Here is a 19615-nt window from a genome sequence, read left to right as displayed (position 1 = left end):
ACCTCATGAAGAACCAGAGCGCTGCGCGGCAGCGCTCTCCCTTCGCCAAGGCGATGCTCGCGTTTGTGGGCATCGCCTTGTTTTTAGGCTTCATGGCTCTGGGCACCTGGCAGGTGCAGCGCCGCGCCTGGAAGCTCGATCTCATCGAGCGCGTGGAGCAGCGCGTGCACAGCGCCCCCGTGGCGGTTCCCGAGCCCGGCCAGTGGCCGCAGATCAATGCCGCCAGCCACGAGTACCTGCCTGTCAAGGCACAGGGCCAATGGCTGGACAAGCAAAGCGTGCTGGCCAAGGCCTTGACCGAGGCCGGCGCGGGCTTCTGGCTCATGACGCCGCTGCAGCTGGGCGATGGCACACAGATTCTGGTCAACCGCGGCTTCACGCCCGAGAAGCTGCGCGGCCAATGGCTCAAGCAGATTGCCGAAGCCGGCCCGTCCGCAGCGACCGTCACCGTCATCGGCCTGATGCGCATGAGCGAGCCCGGCGGCGGCTTTTTGCGCAAGAACGACCCGGCCAACGGCCAGTGGTACTCACGCGATGTCGCCGCCATTGCCCAGGCCCAGGGCCTGAGCAGGCCCGCCCCCTACTTCATAGACCAGGGTGTGCCCGCCAGCAACCCGGCCTATGCCCGGGCAGAGGCCGGCACCGAAGTCCTGCGCCCCGGCATGACGGTCATCCGCTTCCCGAACAGCCATCTGGTCTATGCGCTTACCTGGTATGGGCTGGCCATCATGGTGATCGGAGCGGCCTGGCTGGTACGCCGGCACGACAAGGCGGTTGCCAAAAGCTGATGCCTCCCCCTGAAAAGCGCTCCCCGGAGCGCTTTTTTTCGGCCCTTTAAGGCCGCGCCTACATCAGGAACGCATAGCCCCAGAGGCGTCCGTGGCAGGCATGCTCGGTGACAATTGCGCGGTGAGCCAAATTTCCGATTCCCTGTTTCGCGTACAGCGCCTGACCGAGCGGCAGAACATGCAGCTGCTGATTCAGCTGCGCTGGATTGCCGTGGTCGGCCAGGTCGTCACCATCTCGCTGGTGCACTACGGCTTTCAGATTGCACTGCCCTTGCTGCCCATGGCGCTGGTGCTGGTGGCCCTGGTGGCCACCAACCTGGCCTATATCTACTGGAGCCAGGGCCTGCACCGCCCCGTGACCTCGCGCAGCGTCTTCTATGCGCTGCTGGCCGATGTGCTGGCCCTGACCATTCAGCTGTACCTGAGCGGCGGTGCCAGCAACCCCTTTATCTATCTGTATCTGCTGCAGGGCATTCTGAGCGCCGTGCTGCTGCCCGCCCACTACACCTGGTGCGTGGTCGCGGCCTCTTTTGTCGGAGTCCTGGGCCTGACCCTGTTTCACCAGCCCCTGCATGTGCAGTTCGTGAGTCAGGAAGGCCTGCCCAGCCTCTACGTCGTGGGCGTGCTCATCAGCTTTGCGCTGACCAGCATCCTGACCATCGTCTTTCTGACGCGCATCGTCGAGAACACGCGCCGCCGCGACAAGCGCATCTCCAATATGCGCCAGCGCGCCAGCGAGGAAGAGCACATCGTGCGCCTGGGCCTGCTGGCCACCGGCGCGGCCCACGAACTGGGCACGCCCATGGCCACCATGTCCGTGATCCTGGGCGACTGGCAGCATATGCCGGCCCTCATGCAGGACGAGGATCTGCGCGAGGACCTGCAGGAAATGCAGCGCCAGCTGCTGCGCTGCAAGTCCATCGTCTCGGGCGTGCTGCTGTCGGCCGGCGAAACCCGGGCCGAAGGCACGGAAAGCACCACCTTCGCGAGCTTTGTGCAAGGCGTGGTCAGCCACTGGCAGACCCATAACAGCCTGCAGCACTTTGCGCTGCACCAGCAGGGCGTGAAGGACTTCGCCATGCTCTCGGATACTGCATTGCAGCAAATGATTTGCAATTTGCTGGACAATGCCCTCGAAGCCTCGCCCGACTGGGTGGAGCTGACCCTGAGCAGCGATCACGACCAGATACGCATCCAGGTGCGCGACCATGGTCCGGGCTTCGATGCCGCCGTGCTGCAGCAGCTGGGCCAGTGCCATGTCTCCACCAAGCAGGAGCGTCCTGGCCGCGGCCTGGGCCTGTTTCTGGTGACCAACGTGGCCCGCGCCCTGGGCGGCCGCGTTCATGCCGGCAATCTGCCGGCTCAGCAAGGCGGAGGTGCTCTGGTGGAGGTCAGCCTGCCCCAGTCCGCTCTCGCGATTTAAGACATTGTGGTTTGCATGGAAGAAGACCGTTTACTGCTGCTGGTTGAAGATGACGCGGCATTTGCACGCACCCTCAAGCGCTCTTTCGAGCGCCGGGGCTACCGCGTGCTGCATGCCACCAGCGGCGAGGAAGTGCAGCTGCTGCTGACCCAGCACCGGCCGCAATATGCGGTCATGGACCTGAAGCTGGCCGGCAATGCCTCGGGCCTGAACTGCGTGCAGATGCTGCATCTGCACAACCCCGATGCGCTGATTGTCGTGCTCACCGGCTACGCCAGCATTGCCACGGCGGTGGAAGCCGTCAAGCTCGGAGCCTGCCACTACCTGGCCAAGCCCTCGAATACCGACGATATCGAAGCCGCCTTCGGGCGGGTCGAAGGCCGCACCGACGTGGAGGTCAGCAGCCAGACCACCTCCATCAAGACGCTGGAATGGGAGCATATTCACGAGACCCTGGCCGAGTCCGGCTTCAATATCTCCGAGGCCGCACGCCGCCTGGGCATGCACCGGCGCACGCTGGCGCGCAAGCTGGAAAAGCGCCAGGTCAAGTAACTGGCGTCTGGCGCAAGCAGCAATGTTGATAGCTGACTCCGCTCTTCAGCATTGCCTTTCAAATATGAAAGTATCTGAAATCGTCATGCAGCAAGCGATAACAGCTCCTTTTTTCATTGGTTTCGCGACCTCGTTCCAGCGCACCGGCAGACGTCCATGAAGCAGCAGCAACAGCGGCAACCCCGACTCATAGGAGCCACCGGCCTCGGCCTGCTGGTTCTGTCCTATGCGACGGCCCTGCCCTGGCTGCTACGGGGCGAAGCCGTGGACCTGGTGCCTTTTCTCTGCGCCCTGGTCTTTGGCTGCTGCCTGATCCGCCCTGTCACGCTCGCCTTCGAGCGCGCATCCAAGCGTGCCAAGGCCCTGGCCGTCACGCTGCTGGCCCTGCTTGCCGCAGCCATCGCGACCGCCGTGGCCGGCGGCCATGTTCAAAGCTGGCTCGCACATCTGCGTACCATGCCGCTGTGGCAGGCCAACCACCTCTTCTTTCTGTTCTTTGCCTTGCTGCCTCTGACCAAGGGCATCATCGTCGCTGCGCTCAACTTCATCAGCCAGGCCGCACGCGGCACAACAGGCAGGCCCTAGGCATGCTCCAAAGCCGTTTTCTTGCGGCAGTCCGGCTCAGCAACCTCGGCCGGCCGTCACGACAGGGCAGCGCACCGGGTCCGGTCCGAGTCGGCCGCGAAGCCCCGCATTCACGGCTGAGCCATCTATAGTTGCCGCGGAGATGCACGATATGAAAACCCTGAGCCGACTTGTTTTCTCCACCTTTCTGGCACTGCTTGCCAGTCTCGCCGTGGCGGCGCTTTTTCTGCCGTTTCACAGCATCTTCCTGCCGCCCGACGGGGTCAGCTGCCTGAATGAAGGCATAGCGGAATGCATGCGCGCCCTGGAGATAAGCCTGCTCGTCTACGGCCCCCTGTTCTCCATCATCGGCGTTCTGATCGGCACTCCGATCTTCATGCTGCTTCTGTACCTGCGCGATTGATCAGGCAGCCCTGCCTGGGCATTGACGTGCGGCCCTATCGTGGTCCGCAGGACAAAACATCCTGCCAAAGCCTGCGCCCATTCAGGCTACAAGCACCGAAACGACCTCATTGGCAGCTGCTGCATCCGCCAGGACCAGTCCATAGAACCTGATGGGCGAATCATCATTCATAGCCGACTTCGCCCGCGACCAGCAGTACTCAGGCACAAAAGCACCTGAATTACATGCCAAACAAGCGATAAAAGCTCTCATAAAGAGAGCAAACACAGGCCAGGCGGACAACAAAAAACCGGCAGTGTCGCCACTGCCGGTCTCTGGTTTCAGCACCCCATACGGGCGCCGACGAAGGCCTTATTCGGCCACGGCCTGCTCGGGCTCGGCCTTGGGCGCGTCCTTGGGCAGCTCGGTAATGGTGAGCTTGACATCACCCTTGCCTTCGTTGCCCGCTTCGTCCCACTCCACTTCCAGGCGCCCGCCATTGGTCAGACGACCGAACAGCAGCTCATCGGCCAGCGAGCGGCGGATGGTGTCCTGGATCAGGCGCTGCATGGGGCGTGCACCCATGAGCGGATCGAAGCCCTTCTTGGCCAGATGCTTGCGCAGGTTGTCGCTGAAGGTGACCTCCACCTTCTTCTCGGCCAGTTGCTGCTCGAGTTGCAGCAGGAACTTGTCGACCACGCGCAAGATGATCTGCTCGTCCAGCGGCTTGAAGCTGACGATGGCATCCAGACGGTTGCGGAACTCGGGCGTGAACAGGCGCTTGATATCGCCCATTTCATCACCGGCTTCACGCGGGTTCGTGAAACCGATGGTGGCCTTGTTCATGGTCTCGGCACCCGCATTCGTGGTCATGATGATGATCACGTTGCGAAAGTCGGCCTTGCGTCCGTTGTTGTCGGTCAGCGTGCCGTGATCCATGACCTGCAGCAGCACGTTGAAGATGTCCGGATGCGCTTTTTCGATTTCATCGAGCAGCAGCACCGAATGCGGCTTCTTGGTCACGGCCTCAGTCAGCAGACCTCCCTGGTCAAAGCCCACATAGCCGGGAGGAGCGCCGATCAGGCGGCTGACCGCATGACGCTCCATGTACTCGGACATGTCGAAGCGGATCAGGTCCACGCCCAGGATATAGGCCAGTTGCTTGGCAGCTTCCGTCTTGCCGACGCCCGTGGGGCCGGAGAACAGGAAGGAGCCGATCGGCTTGTCCGGCTTGCCCAGACCCGAGCGAGCCATCTTCACGGCAGACGACAGCACTTCCAGTGCCTTGTCCTGACCGAAGACCACGCTCTTCAAGTCTCGCTCCAGCGTCTGCAGCTTGCTGCGGTCGTCGTTGCTGACATTGGCCGGCGGAATGCGGGCGATCTTGGCCACGATGGCTTCGATCTCGGCCTTGCCGATGGTCTGCTTGCGCTGGGCTTCGGGCGCGATACGCTGGGCAGCACCGGCCTCATCGATCACGTCAATCGCCTTGTCGGGCAGGTGACGGTCGTTGATGTACTTGGCCGACAGCTCGGCAGCAGCCTGCAGGGCTTCCTGCGCATAGGTGATGCTGTGGTGTTCCTCGAAGCGCGACTTCAGGCCCTTCAAGATGTCCACGGTCTCGGCCACGGTAGGCTCGACCACATCCACCTTCTGGAAACGGCGCGACAGGGCCGCGTCTTTCTCGAAGATGCCACGGTATTCCGTGAACGTGGTCGCACCAATGCAGCGCAGCTGGCCGCTGGACAGCGCGGGCTTGAGCAGATTGGACGCATCCAGCGTACCGCCCGAGGCCGCACCGGCGCCGATCAGCGTGTGGATCTCGTCGATGAACAGGATGGCATGCGGCTTGTCCTTGAGCGACTTGAGCACGCCCTTGAGGCGCTGCTCGAAATCGCCGCGGTACTTGGTGCCGGCCAGCAGCGCGCCCATGTCCAGCGAGTAGACCACGCCTTCCTTGAGCACCTCGGGCACCGTTCCCTCGGTGATGCGCCAGGCCAGACCCTCGGCAATCGCGGTCTTGCCCACACCGGCCTCGCCCACCAGCAGCGGGTTGTTCTTGCGACGGCGGCAGAGGATCTGGATGGTGCGCTCCACCTCGTACTCGCGCCCGATCAGCGGATCGATCTTGCCTTCCTTGGCGGCCTGGTTCAGGTTCAGCGTGAACTGCTCCAGCGGCGAGGCCTTTTCATTGCGCTCGCCAGCCGCGCCTTCTTCGCTCTCCGAGGGAGATTCGGCCTTGGCAGGCTCGGGCGGCTCGCCCTTCTTGATGCCATGAGCAATGTAGTTGACCACGTCCAGGCGTGTGACGCCCTGCTGGTGCAGGTAGTACACGGCATGGGAGTCCTTTTCGCCGAAGATGGCCACGAGCACATTGGCGCCCGTCACCTCCTTCTTGCCATTGCCTGTGGACTGCACATGCATGATGGCGCGCTGAATCACACGCTGGAATCCCAGCGTGGGCTGCGTATCCACCTCCTCGGTGCCGTCCACCTGAGGTGTGTTGTCCTTGATGAAGTTGGACAGCGATGAACGCAGGTCGTCGATATTGGCCGCGCATGCGCGCAGCACTTCAGCTGCACTGGGGTTGTCCAGCAGGGCGAGCAGCAGATGCTCCACGGTGATGAACTCGTGGCGCTGCTGACGGGCCTCGACAAACGCCATGTGCAAGCTGACTTCCAGTTCTTGAGCGATCATGTGCGACTCCTTTCGGCTTGCTTGGTTGACTCTCTGCTAACTAATCTGAGGGCGGACTGCGCTTATTCAACAGGCTCGAATGTGGCCTGCAAGGGATGGCCCGCTTTCTGGGCCGCCTGCAGCACCTGCTCGACCTTGGTCGCCGCCACATCCTGGCTGTAGACGCCGCAGACACCGCGGCCGTCCAAATGAATCTTGAGCATGATCTGCGTGGCCGATTCTCGGTCCTTGCCGAACAGCTCCTGCAGCACGGCAATCACGAACTCCATGGGTGTGAAGTCGTCGTTGAGCATCACCACCTGATACATGCGTGGCGGCTGCAGCCGCTGGCGGCGCCGCTCGAGCACCAAGGAATCTCCATCGTCAGGCGTTCTGATCGCTGGCGAGACCGGGGGAATTGATGGGAGTTGGGTAGCCATGAAATCCATTCTAGCGAGCCGTTGCAATGTTTTTGCGCTGGCATATGCATAGCATTGTTAGGGATTTCAAGGCGGCCGGAAGCAAATTTGGCAAAACCAAGGGAAATCCATGGAAATCCCTTAACCAGCAAGCGCTCTGCGCTATCAAAAAATCAGGCTCTTATCCGACATTCGAGTGCAATCGGCTCTCAAGGCCAGCCATGATGTCTATTCATAAACCACTTTGACCTGGCCTGCCGCGGCCGAGCCATACCAGGCAGCCAGTGCGGCATCCGAGGGATAGAAGCGGCTGCTCTCGCCCAGCGCCAGCTCGCAACTGGCCGAGCCACGCTCGTCGCGGCATATCAGGTCCAGACGTACCTTGACGCCATGGTTGATATTGCCGCTCTCGGTTTCCTCGACCTTGGCCGGGAACTGGCGCAGCAGCGCCGGCACATCGGGCATCTTCTCCCCGACGCTGACCTGCAGATAGCGCGCAAAACGGCAGCGTGCATCGGCCAGGCTCCACATCTGCTGCACCTTCATGCGCAGGCCGCCGCTGAAGCGGTCGGGCTGGAGACGGCCCGAAACCACGACAAACTCGTCTTCCTTGAGCACATCGGCGCAGGCTGCCATGGTCTTTTCGTCGACCGAGGCCTCGATCACCGCCGATTTGTCGTCCAGCGTGAAGATGCTGAGCCTGCCGCGCTGGCCGTTGATGGTGCGCAGCCCCCCGATGATGCCGGCCATGGTCTGCGGCTCGCGGCTGTCGCGCATCTCGCCGATAGGAGTGCGCACAAAGCGGCGCACTTCGGCCTCGACCTCGTCGAACAGATGGCCTGTCAGATAGAAGCCGATAGCCGTTTTTTCCAGCGTCAGCTTTTCCTTGACGCCCCAGGGCAGCACATCGGCCATGGGCGGCTCCGCCGTGCTCGAGCCCAGCGCGTCATCGCCCATCATGTCGAACAGACCACCCTGGTCGGCGTTGGCGATCGAGGTGGCCGCAAAGCCGAAGGCCGTGTCCAGCGTCGCCATCAGCGAGGCGCGGTTCATGTCTATCGTGTCAAAGGCGCCGCCCTTGATCAAGGCTTCCACGGTGCGCTTGTTGATGCGGCTGCGATCCACGCGCAGGCAGAAGTCGAACAGGCTCTTGAACGGGCCTTTCTCGTGGCCGTTGGGGCCTGTGCCCTCGCCGTTGCGCGCGGCCACAATGGCTTCGATGGCCGCCTGCCCCGTTCCCTTGATGGCTCCGAGGCCGTAGCGTATGACCTTGTCGGTCACCGGCTCGAAGCGGTGCACGCCGCGGTTCACATCGGGCATCTCGAAAGTGATGCCCATCTTGAGCGCGTCCTCGTACAACACCTTGAGCTTGTCGGTGTTGTCCATTTCCACGGTCATATTGCCGCAGTAGAACTCGGCCGTGTAGTGCACCTTGAGCCAGCCCGTGTGATAGGCCAGCAGGGAGTAGGCTGCCGCGTGCGACTTGTTGAAGCCGTAGCCCGCGAACTTCTCCATCAGGTCGAAGACCTCGTCGGCCTTTTCCTCGCTCAGTCCGTTCTTGGCTGCACCTTCGCGGAAGATGCCCCGGTGCTTGACCATCTCCTCGACTTTTTTCTTGCCCATGGCCCGGCGCAGCAAGTCGGCGCCGCCCAGCGAGTAGCCACCCAGCACCTGGGCGGTCTGCATCACCTGCTCCTGGTAGACCATGATGCCGTAGGTTTCGGCCAGCACCGACTCGACCAGCGGATGCGGGTACTCCACGACTTCCTGCCCGTGCTTGCGGGCAATGAAGGTGGGAATCAGATCCATGGGGCCGGGACGGTAGAGGGCGTTCAGCGCAATCAGGTCTTCCAGGCGCGAGGGCTTGGCCTCCTTGAGCATCTGCTGCATGCCGCGCGATTCAAACTGGAAGACGGCTTCGGTCTTGCCGTCGGAGAACAGCTTGTAGGTCGGGTAGTCGTCCAGCGGAATGTTCTCGAACTGGAAGTTCTCCTGGCCCTTGTGGCGCTTCATGATGAATTCGCGCGCAATCTCCAGGATCGTCAGCGTGGCCAGGCCCAAGAAGTCGAACTTCACCAGGCCCACGGCCTCCACGTCATCCTTGTCGTACATGGCCACGGCCGAGGTACTGCCGGGCTGCTGGTACAGCGGACAGAAATCGGCCAGCCTGCCCGGAGCAATCACCACGCCGCCGGCGTGCATGCCGATGTTTCGCGTCATGCCCTCCAGGCTCTGCGCCATCTCGATCAGGGTCTTGACGTCTTCCTCGCGCTCGATGCGCTCGGCCAGAATCGGCTCCTCCTTGATGGCATAGGTGTATTTATCGCCTTCCTTGGGCGGATTGGGCGGGTACTTGAGCGTGACATGCAGGCCGGGCTTGTTCGGGATCAGCTTGGAGATGCCGTCGCAGAAGGTGTAGCTCATGTCCAGCACGCGGCCCACGTCGCGGATGGCCGCACGTGCGGCCATGGTGCCGAAGGTGGCGATCTGGCTGACGGCATCGCGGCCGTAGCGATCCTTGACATAGTCGATCACCCGGTCGCGGTTCTGCTGGCAGAAGTCCACGTCGAAGTCGGGCATGGACACGCGCTCGGGGTTGAGGAAACGCTCGAACAGCAGGTTGTATTCCAGCGGATCCAGGTCGGTCACCTTGAGCACATAGGCCACCAGCGAGCCGGCACCCGAGCCACGGCCCGGCCCCACTGGGCAGCCATTGGCCTTGGCCCACTTGATAAAGTCCGACACGATGAGGAAGTAGCCCGGAAAGCCCATCTTCATGATGGTTCCCAGCTCGAACTCCAGCCGCTCCACATAGCGCGAGCGCTGGGCGTCGCGCTTGGCCGCATCGGGATAGAGGTGGACCAGGCGCTCCTCCAGCCCCTGGTAGGACTCGTGGCGGAAGAACTCGTCCATGCTCATGCCGGACGGCACGGGGAAATTGGGCAACTGCGGGTTGCCCAGCTCCAGCGTCAGGCTGCAGCGGCGGGCAATTTCCACCGTGTTCTCGATCGCGCTCGGAATGTCGGCAAACAGCTGCTCCATCTCGGCAGCGGTCTTGAAATACTGGTCGCGCGTGAACTTGCGCACCCGCTTGGCATTGCCCAGGATCTCGCCTTCGGCAATGCAGACGCGGGCCTCGTGGGCCTCGTAATCGTCGGGCTTGGCATACTGGATCGGGTGCGTCGCAACCACCGGCAGATTCAAGCGGCTGGCCAGCTTCACGGCCGCCAGCACATGCGACTCGTCATCGGCACGGCCCGCGCGCTGCAGCTCGATATAGAAGCGGTGCGGGAACATGGTGGCCAGGCGCTGGGCAATCTCGGCCGCCCCTTTTTCATCACCACGCGTCAGGGCAATGCCCACGGGGCCGGCTTGCGCACCGGACAGCACGATCAGCCCCTCGCCCAGTTCCTGCAGCCATTCCCACTTGTGCTGCGCCTGATCACGCACTACATTGCGCGTCCAGCCACGTGCCAGCAGCTCGGCAATATTGTGGTAGCCCTGCTTGCTCTGCACAAGAACGATGATCCGCGAAGGCGGCGCGTCACCCAGCCCTTCGAGCATGATCTCGGCGCCCAGCAGGGGCTTGACGCCTTTGCCACGGCCTTCGCGATAGAACTTGATGCCGCCAAACAGATTGTTGAAGTCGGTAATGGCCATCGCCACCTGCCCGTCTTCGGCGGCGGCCTTGATCATGGCATTGACGCGGGTGGTTCCGTCGACGACGGAGAATTCGGTGTGCAGGCGCAGATGGACAAACATGGCCGCTATTGTAGGAAGAGCGCTTCGTCCCTGCGGACTCAATGCCTCTAGATTCGCTGCGGCCGTAGCGTAAAGACGCCAGCAACTTGCGAGCGCGATCCGGCGGCCCATTACAATGCGTCGATCCTTTTTCAGGAAGGTCCGGGCCTGGTGGTGTATGGTGTAGGTTTTGCGCCTTGCCGCCAGATGCGACGGGCCTGCCTCCTATTACCGCTAATGATTGTCAGAAAACTGTCCACCATGCCGCGTATTTCACTGACTCTAGTCCCTGCCGTGTTAATCGCCGCCACGCTGGCGGGATGCTCCAGCACCAAGGACGACCCGACGGCCAAGTGGACACCCGAGCGCATCTATACCGAAGCGCGCGATGAATCTTCCTCCGGTGCCTATGACAAGGCCGTGCCGCTGTTTGAAAAGCTCGAAGGCCGTGCCGCCGGCACGCCACTGGCCCAGCAGGCTCAGCTGGAAAAAGCCTATGCCCAGTACAAGGCCGGCGAAAAAGTGCAGGCTCTGGCCACGCTGGACCGTTTCACCAAGCTGCATCCTGCCAGCCCCGCCATGGACTATGCCCTCTACCTCAAGGGCCTGGTCAACTTCAATGACAACCTGGGCATGTTCGGCTGGCTGACCCGCCAGGATCTATCCGAACGCGACCAGAAAGCCGCCAAGGACTCCTTCGAGTCCTTCCGCGAACTGGTGACCCGCTTTCCAGATTCCAAGTACTCCGATGATGCCCGCCAGCGCATGCAGTACATCGTGAACTCGCTGGCCCAGTACGAAGTCCATGTCGCCAAGTACTACTACAGCCGAGGCGCCTATGTGGCGGCCATTGCCCGTGCGCAGGCTGCCATCAAGGACTACCAGAACGTGCCTGCGGTGCGCGAAGCCATGGTGATCCTCGTCAAATCCTATGACGCCCTGGGCATGACTCAGCTGCGTGACGACGCGCAGCGCGTGCTGGAGAGCAGCTATGGCGCCAACACCGAGCAAAGCGTAGAGAAGAAAAAAGAATCCTGGTGGAAGCTCTGGTAAGCAGCGTTTGCCGCCCAAGGGACAAAAGGATGCGTCAAGCGCATCCTTTTTCATTTCTACACCTCTGAATCCTGCACCGGCGCCTGCTCGCCGTCACGCCCGGCATGTTGCGCCGACAACTGCTCCAGCGCCGCCTCGAACTCCGGCTGACTGCCCAGCACGCGCATGGGAGGCAGCGCCGACATCAAATCCGCTCCATAGCCCATAGTCATCAAGCGGCTGTCGCAGATGACCAGCACGCCACGATCGGCTTCACTGCGGATCAGACGCCCGGCCCCTTGCTTGAGGGCCAGTGCCGCCTCGGGCAGCATGTAATCATGAAACGCTCCTCGCCCCACGCTTTCCAGCAGTCGCGAGCGGGCTTCGACCAGCGGGTCGTCAGGTGGCGGAAACGGAAGCTTGTCGATCACCACCAGCTGCAGCATGTCGCCGGGCAGGTCCACCCCCTCCCAGAAAGTGGCGGAAGCCACCAGAACAGCTCCTCGTCCGGCGACTGCTCCGGCGGCCATAAAGCGCTGAATCAAGGCCAGCTTGGGCGCCTCGCCCTGTACCAGCACATCGAGATCAGCAAACAGGCCCAGGCTGGTGCGCAGCGATGCGCTGATCGCGTGCAGGGCCTTGAGGGTGGTAGTCAGCACCAGGGTGCGGCCGCCTATGCGCTGCGCTGCATCCAGCACCAGCTGGGCGACCTGCTGGCTGTGCTGTGCGCTGCCGGCCGCAGCAAAGGGCTGGGGCACATAGACACCGGCTTGCCGATGGTAGTCAAACGGGCTTTCCACCTGCAGCACCTGTGCTCCGCGCAGGCCGCAGGACTCGACAAACCAGCTCAGCTGGGCGTCATTGCCCAACGTGGCCGAGGTGAAGATCCAGGCCTTCTTCCTTGAAGAATCGGGCTCCTCGCCCTGGTCCGTGCCGGCATCCTCCAGCGAGCGCTGAAGCAGCCTCTGCTGCATGATGCGGGCAATCGACAGCGGAGACTCCAGCATGCGCAGATACTGCGCCCCGACCTCCAGCCAGCGCACGCATTCATCATCTGCAGGAGCAGCAAAGCGTGCCAGTCGCGCGAGCAACTCTGCTCCGCGCTCATACAGACGCTGCAGCTCTGCCCCTGCCCCCTCCAGGCTTGAGAGCGGAATCAACAAGGCACGCAGGCTCTGCCCCAGCCGCACCAGTGCCGCACGCCATTTCACCGCATCCAGTCCCTGCGGGGTCACCGCTTGCCACGCAAGCCGTCCTCCGACCGGAGGCTTGCCGGCCTGCAGGCGCAACTCACGCATGGCCTGCTCCAGCGTGGCACAGAGCACCAGCCAGTCGGCCATGCCGCGTGCATGTTCCTGCGTCAGCCTGAGGGCATCGCGTGCATACCCCACCAACTGCTGACTGGACAGAGCCTCTCCGGCAAACTGCACGCCGATGTCGTTGAGCCGATGGGCTTCATCGATCACCACCACGCCGGTGTTGGGCAAAAGATGAGCCATGCCGCTGTCGCGCACATCGAGGTCGGCAAACAGCAGGTGATGATTGACCACCACCACGTCGGCCTCCAACGCCTGCTGACGCGCCTGATTGACATGACAGCCCTGCCAGTGCGGGCAGTCAGACCCCATGCAATTGTCCTTGGTGGAGCTCACCAAGGGCATCACAGGGGAGCGCTCATCCAGCGCCGTCAGCTCGGCAAGATCGCCGGTACGCGTGACCCTGGCCCAGCGTTCCACATCGGCCACGGCGCGCAGCACCTGCGGATCCTGGGGAGCCGTGCGACCCTGGCGCACACGCTCCAGCCGCTCCGTACATAGATAGGAAGAACGCCCCTTGAGCCTGGCCATGCGCAGAGGCAGGCCCAGACCATGAACCAGGCGCGGAAGATCACGGGCAAACAACTGGTCCTGCAGCGCCTTGGTGGCCGTGGACACCAGCACGCGCTGACCGCTGAGCAAGGCAGGCACCAGATAAGCGTAGGTCTTGCCAACACCCGTGCCGGCCTCCACCACCAGCACCCCGCCCTCCTCTATGGCCTGAGCCACCGCCAGCGCCATGCGGGTCTGGCCCGGGCGCGGCGTGAATGCGGGCTCAGCCAGCGAGAGCGCACCTTGCTGTGCAAACACCTGCGCGACCGCCTCCTGCAAATGAGTCAAAACCGTTTCACCTTCCAACAAGCCAAGTCAGCGCAAGCTCACATAAGATCACAAATATTCGCCGAGGCCCAGCCTCCGCTCGATAAAATGTAACGCAACGTTAAATCTCGCTCCGCGAGCGCATTCGCACACACTCATGTCATCCAGCTACCGCATTCAGGCGGCCACCGGCATTCATCGCGGTGACCGAGAATACCAGCAGGACCAGGTTCTCCTCATGGCGCATCCCTATGCCAAGGGCTGCATTCTCGGCGTGGTAGCCGATGGCATGGGCGGGCGCAGCGGCGGGAGAAAGGCATCCGATCAGGTCATGCTGACGGCCCGCCAGGTTTTCGAGCGCTTTGAGCCCGCCAAGGAAGACTGCACACGCATGCTGCGCACCATTGTGCAGGATGCCCACACCGTCATTCGCCTTACCGCAATAGCAGCGGAACAGGAGCCCCACAGCACCATCGCGGTCTTTGTGGTCCTGCCCGACAGTCGCTGCCACTTCATGCACTCCGGCGATTCGCGGCTCTACCATTTTCGCGGCTCTTCCCTCGTGCACCGTTCGCTTGATCACTCCTATGTACAGGCACTGGTCGACCGCGGCGAGCTCACCGAAACCGAGGCTCAGCACCACCCACAGTCCAATATCTTGCTGGGCTGCCTGGGTGCCGAGCCGCCGCCGCCCATGAGCCACCACATGATTGAGAAACTGCTGCCGGGCGACAGCTTGATGGCCTGCTCAGACGGCCTGTGGCATTACTTCACCGCACAGGAGCTGGGCACTGTGCTCGACGGACTCTCGCCACGCGAAGCCTCGCAATTTCTGATTGAAAAAGCCAGGCGGCGCGCGACCGGGGGTGGTGACAACCTCTCGCTGGCAATACTCAAGCTGGACACCTCAGCCGCAGCGGCAAACGCTTGAAGAGCTATTCAGTCCAGCCAAGACTGCTTGAGCGCCTTGGGCGCAGGCGCTTGCAGCAATTCTCCCGGCAACACCCTGCTGTAGAGCACTGCCGATCCTCAATGTATCAGGGAGCAGGTGCTGGCAGCGGCGCCGCCGTCTGACCGCGCTCCTTGGCCTGCTGCAAAGCCCTGGCTTTGTGTTCGGCTGCAGCCTTTAGCTTGGCCTCATGATCTGCCCGGGCCTTGGCTTCACGCTCGGCTCGCCCCTGATCGGCTTGTGCACGGTTTTGCTCGTGGCGGCGCACATAGTCGGCCTGCTTGCTGGCACGCTGCTGAGCCTCGGTCTGGCGCTGTGCCTGCGCCGCCTGCTCGTCAACCGCAGGTTTGGCACCCGGGCCGGTGGGCAGGGGCTGGCTCTTGCCATTCTTCTCGCGTTGCTGAGACTTCATGGGAACGGCAGCGTTTTCGGCTTTTTTCTCTTCAATGGCCTGCAGCTTGGCCGCCGCCTTTTCCTTGCGCTCCGCGTCGTTGATTTCCAGCTCGCGCGCACGCAGCGGCGCATCTTTTTCACGTGCCGCCCTGCGGGCATCGGCCAGACAGCCCTCCACGGCAAATTTCTGGTAGCAGAGCTTTTCATCAGCCACCCGCTGCTGCTCGATAACGGCGCGCTTGCCGAGAATCTCGTCGCGCTCGGCTTCGCGCTGCTGGTGCAATTGCTGGCGCGCCTTGTCGGCAACTTCCTTCTGCGCCTGCTTGTCGGTCTGCTGCGCCGAATCCACCTTTACCTGGGCCATGGCCGGCACACAAGCCAGCCAGATGGCGGCCAGGGGCGCCAGTGCAAAGCCTGCAATGCGGTGGCGGATCGGCTGGGCAAGGATAGTGGGCATCGTCATCAACTCAGAACTCGAAGTACAGGCTGGCATCTTAAGGCCGCAGGCAGTTGCCCGCAGGCGATCAGGTCAAGCTGGTGTCCACCACGCGGCGCTCAAGCGCCAGATATTCCTTGGAGCGCATCTCATTCAGGCGCGAGACGGTGCGCGGGAACTCGTGGGACAGAGGACCTTCGGTATAGATCTTCTCGGGCGGCACGGCAGCCGACAGAATGAGCTTGACATGGCGATCGTAGAGCACGTCCACCAGCAGCGTAAAGCGCCGTGCGGCCGAAGCCATGTTCACATGCAGCTCGGGCACATCGGACAGCAAGATGGTGTGAAACTGCGTGGCAATTTCCAGATAGTCATTTTGCGAGCGCGGGCCGCCGCAGAGTTCGCGGAAGTCAAACCACACGACGCCGCCGGCACGGCGCTTGGCTGCAATCTTGCGGGTTTCGATCTGCATCACCGGCTCTTCGTCATGGGCTTCGGCCAGGCGATCGAAGGTCTCCTGCATCGCAGCATCGGCGTCCGGGCCCAACGGGCAATGATAGAGCTTGGCATCTTCGAGAGTGCGGCGGCGATAGTCGGTGCCGTTATCCACATTCACCACTTCCATGCGCTCCTTGAGCAGGGCAATCGCAGGCAGGATCCGGTCGCGGTGCAAGCCACCAGGATAGAGACCGTCAGGCTCGAAGTTGGAGGTCGTCACAAAGCCCACGCCGTTGGCAAACAGCGACTCGAGCAGCTTGTAGAGAATCATGGCATCGGTGATGTCGGCGACATGAAACTCGTCAAAACAGATCAGCTTGTACTTCTTGGCGATCTTGGCGCCAAGGGCATCGAGCGGATTCTGCGTGCCTTGCATGAGATGCATCTCGCGGTGCACCTCGCGCATGAATTCGTGAAAGTGCAGTCGCACCTTGCGCTTGAGGGGCACGGCATTGAAGAAGCATTCCATCAGAAAGCTCTTGCCGCGCCCCACCCCGCCGTACATATAGACGCCCTTGGGCAGATCGGGGTGATTGATCAGTTTCTTGAGAGCATTGGAGCGCTTGCCCTTGTACACGGCCCACTCGTCGGCACAGCGCTGCAACGCATCGACTGCACGCAACTGCGCGGGATCGCTTTTGAAACCCTTGGCGGCCAGTTCCGCCTCGTAGGCTTGTCTTACATTCACCGTCTTGTCTCCAGATGCTCAAAAAAACAATAGCTGCTACCGCTTATGCACTAAGCGTTAGCAGCCATTTTGTTCTGAATTCTAAAAGAAACTCAGCCTGCGCGCGGGCACTTCACAGCCATGTCAAAACCTGCGCGCAAGACTGAAAAAACTTAGAAGTTCAGGGTACGCTTGTCCACGGCCAGAGCCGCTTCCTTGGTGGATTCGGACAGCGAGGGGTGAGCGTGGCAGATACGGGCGATGTCTTCGCTCGATGCCTTGAACTCCATGGCCACCACGGCTTCGGAAATCAGCTCGGACACCATGGGACCCACCATGTGCACACCCAGGATTTCGTCAGTCTCGGCGTCGGCCAGGAACTTGACCATGCCGGTCGTGTCGCCCAGTGCACGCGCGCGGCCGTTGGCCAGGAAGGGGAAGGAGCCAGCCTTGTACTTGACGCCTTCAGCCTTGAGCTGCTGCTCGGTACGACCCACCCATGCCACTTCGGGGCTGGTGTAGATCACCGAAGGCAGAGTGGCGAAGTTCACATGGCCGTGCTGGCCGGCAATGCGCTCGGCCACGGCCACGGCTTCTTCCTCGGCCTTGTGCGCCAGCATGGGGCCACGCACCACGTCGCCAACAGCCCACACGCCAGGCAGATTGGTCTTGCACAGATCGTCCACCACGATGGCGCCGCGCTCGTCCAGAGCCAGGCCCACGGCTTCTGCGTTCAGGCCGATGGTGTTGGCGGTACGGCCGATCGACACGATCAGCTTGTCCACTTCCAGGGTCTGGGCTTCGCCCTTGGCGTTGGTGTAGGCAACGGTCACGCCCTTCTTGCCGGACTTGACTTCACCGATCTTCACGCCCAGCTCGATCTTCAGACCTTGCTTGTCGAAAGCCTTCTTGGCTTCCTTGGCGATCTGCTCATCCACCACGGGCAGGAACTTGTCCATGCCTTCGAGCACGGTCACTTCCGTACCCAGACGGCGCCAGACCGAGCCCATTTCCAGACCGATCACACCGGCACCGATCAGGCCAAGCTTCTTGGGAGCCTTGCCCAGGCTCAGAGCGCCGTCGTTGGACAGGATGTTCTCTTCGTCGAAAGCCACGCCGGGCAGGGCACGGGCGTTGGAGCCAGTGGCCACCACGATCTGCTTGCCGGTGATGACTTCCTCTTCCTTGCCGGCAACCTTGATTTCATAGCCGCCTTCGACAGCCTTGACGAAGGAGCCGCGGCCGTGGAAAAAGGTGACCTTGTTCTTCTTGAACAGGTACAGGATGCCGTCGTTGTTCTGCTTCACGATCGCTTCCTTGCGGGCGATCATTTTGGCCACGTCCATCTCGACCTTGCCGGTGGAGATGCCATGGTCGGCAAAGTGCAGCTTGGCATGCTCGAAATGCTCGGAAGACTGCAGCAGCGCCTTGGAGGGAATGCAGCCCACGTTGGTGCAGGTGCCGCCGGGAGCAGCGCCGCCAGCGGCGTTCTTCCACTCGTCGATACAGGCGACGTTGAAACCCAGTTGTGCAGCGCGGATGGCAGCGATGTAGCCGCCGGGGCCTGCGCCGATCACGACGACGTCAAATTGCTTGCTCATGATTTGAATCTTTTCTCTGTTTAACTCGAAAAAAGCCCACCGCTTTTGGTGGTGGGCTTTGTAGAAGCTCGATCTGCTGAATTACAGATCAAACAGGAGGCGAGAAGGATCTTCCAGCGCGTCCTTCATGGCCACCAGGCTCAGCACGGCTTCGCGGCCGTCGATGATGCGGTGGTCATAGGACATGGCCAGGTAGTTCATGGGACGGATCACGATCTGACCGTTCTCGACCACGGCGCGATCCTTGGTGGCGTGCACGCCCAGAATGGCGGACTGAGGGGGGTTGATGATGGGGGTGGACATCATCGAGCCGAAGGTGCCGCCATTGGAGATGGAGAAGGTGCCGCCGGTCATTTCTTCAATGCCCAGCTTGCCTTCCTTGGCCTTCTGACCGAATTCGACAATCTTCTTTTCGATGTCGGCAAAGCTCATCTGGTCTGCATTGCGCAGGATGGGCACCACCAGGCCGCGAGGCGAGCTCACAGCGATACCGATGTCGAAGTAGCCGTGGTAGACGATGTCGTTGCCGTCGATGGAGGCATTGACTGCGGGGAACTTCTTCAGGGCATGCACTGCAGCCTTGACGAAGAAGGACATGAAGCCCAGCTTCACGCCATGTTCCTTGGTGAACTGGTCCTGGAACTTCTTGCGCAGTTCCATCACGGGAGCCATGTTCACTTCGTTGAACGTGGTCAGGATGGCGTTGGTAGCCTGGGATTGCAGCAGACGCTCGGCAATACGGGCACGCAGACGTGTCATGGGCACGCGCTGCTCGGGACGGTCGCCCAGGTTTTCCTTGGTCACGGGAGCTGCCACCTGAGGCAGAGCCGCCTTGGGAGCGCCGGTGGGGATGGCTGCGCCAGCCTTGATGGCACCCAGAGCGTCACCCTTGGTCACGCGGCCGTCCTTGCCTGTGCCGGCCACGTTGGCAGCGGACAGGTTGTTGTCGGCCAGGATCTTGGCAGCAGCAGGCATGGCCACGCCGCTCTTGTCGGCGCCGGCAGGAGCGGCGGCCACGGGGGCAGCAGCAGGAGTCGCAGCAGCAGCGGGGGCGGCAGCAGGAGCAGCGGCGCCTGCGACGGCTTCGGAGTCGATCTTGGCGATCACTTGCTCGGCAGCCACGGTTGCGCCGTCGCCTTGCAGGATTTCGGTGATCACGCCAGCCGAAGGAGCGGGCACTTCCAGCACGACCTTGTCGGTTTCGATTTCGATGAGGATTTCATCGACGGCCACTGCCTCGCCGACCTTTTTCTTCCAGGTCAGCATGGTGGCTTCAGTGATGGATTCGGACAGCTGGGGGACTTTAACTTCAACGATTGCCATTTTGAATTCTTTCCA

Annotated in this window: 15 protein-coding genes; 7 read left to right on the top strand and 8 right to left on the bottom strand. The window is 62.0% G+C overall.

Annotated features, from left to right (window positions below; all coding sequences use genetic code 11):
* Window positions 1-5: 5 nt before the first annotated feature.
* The 5 genes from JAO85_RS02450 (at window position 6) to JAO85_RS02430 (ending at window position 3751) form a co-directional block, all read left to right on the top strand.
* Entirely contained in the window at window positions 6-788 is a 783-nt protein-coding gene (locus tag JAO85_RS02450; RefSeq protein ID WP_202787369.1) for an SURF1 family protein, read from the top strand.
* A gap of 121 nt (window positions 789-909) precedes the next feature.
* Complete coding sequence (locus JAO85_RS02445; protein WP_012838221.1) at window positions 910-2211, top strand: ATP-binding protein; 1302 nt, start codon at window positions 910-912, stop codon at window positions 2209-2211.
* 15 nt (window positions 2212-2226) lie between these two features.
* Window positions 2227-2763 (top strand): response regulator transcription factor, encoded by a 537-nt coding sequence (locus JAO85_RS02440; RefSeq protein WP_003069919.1) that lies wholly within the window; start codon window positions 2227-2229, stop codon window positions 2761-2763.
* A 156-nt stretch (window positions 2764-2919) separates the two neighbouring features.
* Complete coding sequence (locus tag JAO85_RS02435; protein WP_012838220.1) at window positions 2920-3348, top strand: hypothetical protein; 429 nt, start codon at window positions 2920-2922, stop codon at window positions 3346-3348.
* 151 nt (window positions 3349-3499) lie between these two features.
* Window positions 3500-3751 (top strand): hypothetical protein, encoded by a 252-nt coding sequence (locus tag JAO85_RS02430; RefSeq protein WP_012838219.1) that lies wholly within the window; start codon window positions 3500-3502, stop codon window positions 3749-3751.
* A 351-nt stretch (window positions 3752-4102) separates the two neighbouring features.
* Here the strand turns inward: JAO85_RS02430 and clpA are convergent, their stop codons facing one another.
* From clpA to dnaE, 3 genes are all read right to left on the bottom strand, one after another.
* On the bottom strand, window positions 4103-6427 hold the full coding sequence (gene clpA, locus JAO85_RS02425; RefSeq protein WP_012838218.1) for an ATP-dependent Clp protease ATP-binding subunit ClpA: 2325 nt from the start codon (window positions 6425-6427) through the stop codon (window positions 4103-4105).
* 62 nt (window positions 6428-6489) lie between these two features.
* Entirely contained in the window at window positions 6490-6855 is a 366-nt protein-coding gene (gene clpS, locus JAO85_RS02420; RefSeq protein WP_034349666.1) for an ATP-dependent Clp protease adapter ClpS, read from the bottom strand.
* Window positions 6856-7053: 198 nt separating this feature from the next.
* On the bottom strand, window positions 7054-10587 hold the full coding sequence (dnaE, locus tag JAO85_RS02415) for a DNA polymerase III subunit alpha (protein ID WP_202787368.1): 3534 nt from the start codon (window positions 10585-10587) through the stop codon (window positions 7054-7056).
* A gap of 240 nt (window positions 10588-10827) precedes the next feature.
* On the opposite strand from dnaE, the gene JAO85_RS02410 reads away from it, so the two are divergent.
* Window positions 10828-11619, top strand: coding sequence for an outer membrane protein assembly factor BamD (locus JAO85_RS02410; protein WP_003069900.1), 792 nt, complete (start codon window positions 10828-10830; stop codon window positions 11617-11619).
* A gap of 56 nt (window positions 11620-11675) precedes the next feature.
* Here JAO85_RS02410 and JAO85_RS02405 read toward each other — a convergent pair whose 3' ends face one another.
* Window positions 11676-13754, bottom strand: coding sequence for an ATP-dependent DNA helicase (locus tag JAO85_RS02405; RefSeq protein WP_202787367.1), 2079 nt, complete (start codon window positions 13752-13754; stop codon window positions 11676-11678).
* A 136-nt stretch (window positions 13755-13890) separates the two neighbouring features.
* Here JAO85_RS02405 and JAO85_RS02400 point away from each other — a divergent pair, with 136 nt between their 5' ends.
* Window positions 13891-14664: a PP2C family serine/threonine-protein phosphatase gene (locus JAO85_RS02400; RefSeq protein ID WP_202787366.1), complete on the top strand. Its 774-nt coding sequence runs from the start codon at window positions 13891-13893 to the stop codon at window positions 14662-14664.
* A gap of 106 nt (window positions 14665-14770) precedes the next feature.
* Here the strand turns inward: JAO85_RS02400 and JAO85_RS02395 are convergent, their stop codons facing one another.
* The 4 genes from JAO85_RS02395 to odhB form a co-directional block, all read right to left on the bottom strand.
* A complete protein-coding gene (locus tag JAO85_RS02395) occupies window positions 14771-15532 on the bottom strand; it encodes a hypothetical protein (protein ID WP_202787365.1) in 762 nt (253 codons plus the stop codon).
* A gap of 67 nt (window positions 15533-15599) precedes the next feature.
* Window positions 15600-16697: a cell division protein ZapE gene (zapE, locus tag JAO85_RS02390; protein WP_003069887.1), complete on the bottom strand. Its 1098-nt coding sequence runs from the start codon at window positions 16695-16697 to the stop codon at window positions 15600-15602.
* 152 nt (window positions 16698-16849) lie between these two features.
* Window positions 16850-18277, bottom strand: coding sequence for a dihydrolipoyl dehydrogenase (gene lpdA, locus JAO85_RS02385; RefSeq protein WP_034352346.1), 1428 nt, complete (start codon window positions 18275-18277; stop codon window positions 16850-16852).
* Between the two features lie 81 nt (window positions 18278-18358).
* The gene (gene odhB / locus JAO85_RS02380; protein WP_034352343.1) at window positions 18359-19600 is read right to left on the bottom strand and encodes a 2-oxoglutarate dehydrogenase complex dihydrolipoyllysine-residue succinyltransferase; all 1242 of its coding nucleotides are present in this window, start codon (window positions 19598-19600) and stop codon (window positions 18359-18361) included.
* Between the last annotated feature and the right edge of the window lie 15 nt (window positions 19601-19615).

Source organism: Comamonas sp. NyZ500 (assembly GCF_016772095.1).
GTDB classification, from domain to species: Bacteria; Pseudomonadota; Gammaproteobacteria; order Burkholderiales; family Burkholderiaceae_C; genus Comamonas; species Comamonas thiooxydans.
The sequence above is the reverse complement of the archived record's forward strand: the minus strand, read 5'-3'. Positions and strand labels throughout refer to the sequence as shown.

Bases quoted from the DNA above. Each gene is read 5' to 3' on its own strand.
- JAO85_RS02450 (WP_202787369.1), top strand. From the start codon at position 6: ATGAAGAACCAGAGCGCTGCGCGGCAGCGCTCTCCCTTCGCCAAGGCG.
- JAO85_RS02440 (WP_003069919.1), top strand. From the start codon at position 2,227: ATGGAAGAAGACCGTTTACTGCTGCTGGTTGAAGATGACGCGGCATTT.
- JAO85_RS02435 (WP_012838220.1), top strand. From the start codon at position 2,920: ATGAAGCAGCAGCAACAGCGGCAACCCCGACTCATAGGAGCCACCGGC.
- JAO85_RS02430 (WP_012838219.1), top strand. From the start codon at position 3,500: ATGAAAACCCTGAGCCGACTTGTTTTCTCCACCTTTCTGGCACTGCTT.
- clpA (WP_012838218.1), bottom strand. From the start codon at position 6,427: ATGATCGCTCAAGAACTGGAAGTCAGCTTGCACATGGCGTTTGTCGAG.
- clpS (WP_034349666.1), bottom strand. From the start codon at position 6,855: ATGGATTTCATGGCTACCCAACTCCCATCAATTCCCCCGGTCTCGCCA.
- dnaE (WP_202787368.1), bottom strand. From the start codon at position 10,587: ATGTTTGTCCATCTGCGCCTGCACACCGAATTCTCCGTCGTCGACGGA.
- JAO85_RS02410 (WP_003069900.1), top strand. From the start codon at position 10,828: ATGCCGCGTATTTCACTGACTCTAGTCCCTGCCGTGTTAATCGCCGCC.
- JAO85_RS02400 (WP_202787366.1), top strand. From the start codon at position 13,891: ATGTCATCCAGCTACCGCATTCAGGCGGCCACCGGCATTCATCGCGGT.
- JAO85_RS02395 (WP_202787365.1), bottom strand. From the start codon at position 15,532: ATGCCCACTATCCTTGCCCAGCCGATCCGCCACCGCATTGCAGGCTTT.
- lpdA (WP_034352346.1), bottom strand. From the start codon at position 18,277: ATGAGCAAGCAATTTGACGTCGTCGTGATCGGCGCAGGCCCCGGCGGC.
- odhB (WP_034352343.1), bottom strand. From the start codon at position 19,600: ATGGCAATCGTTGAAGTTAAAGTCCCCCAGCTGTCCGAATCCATCACT.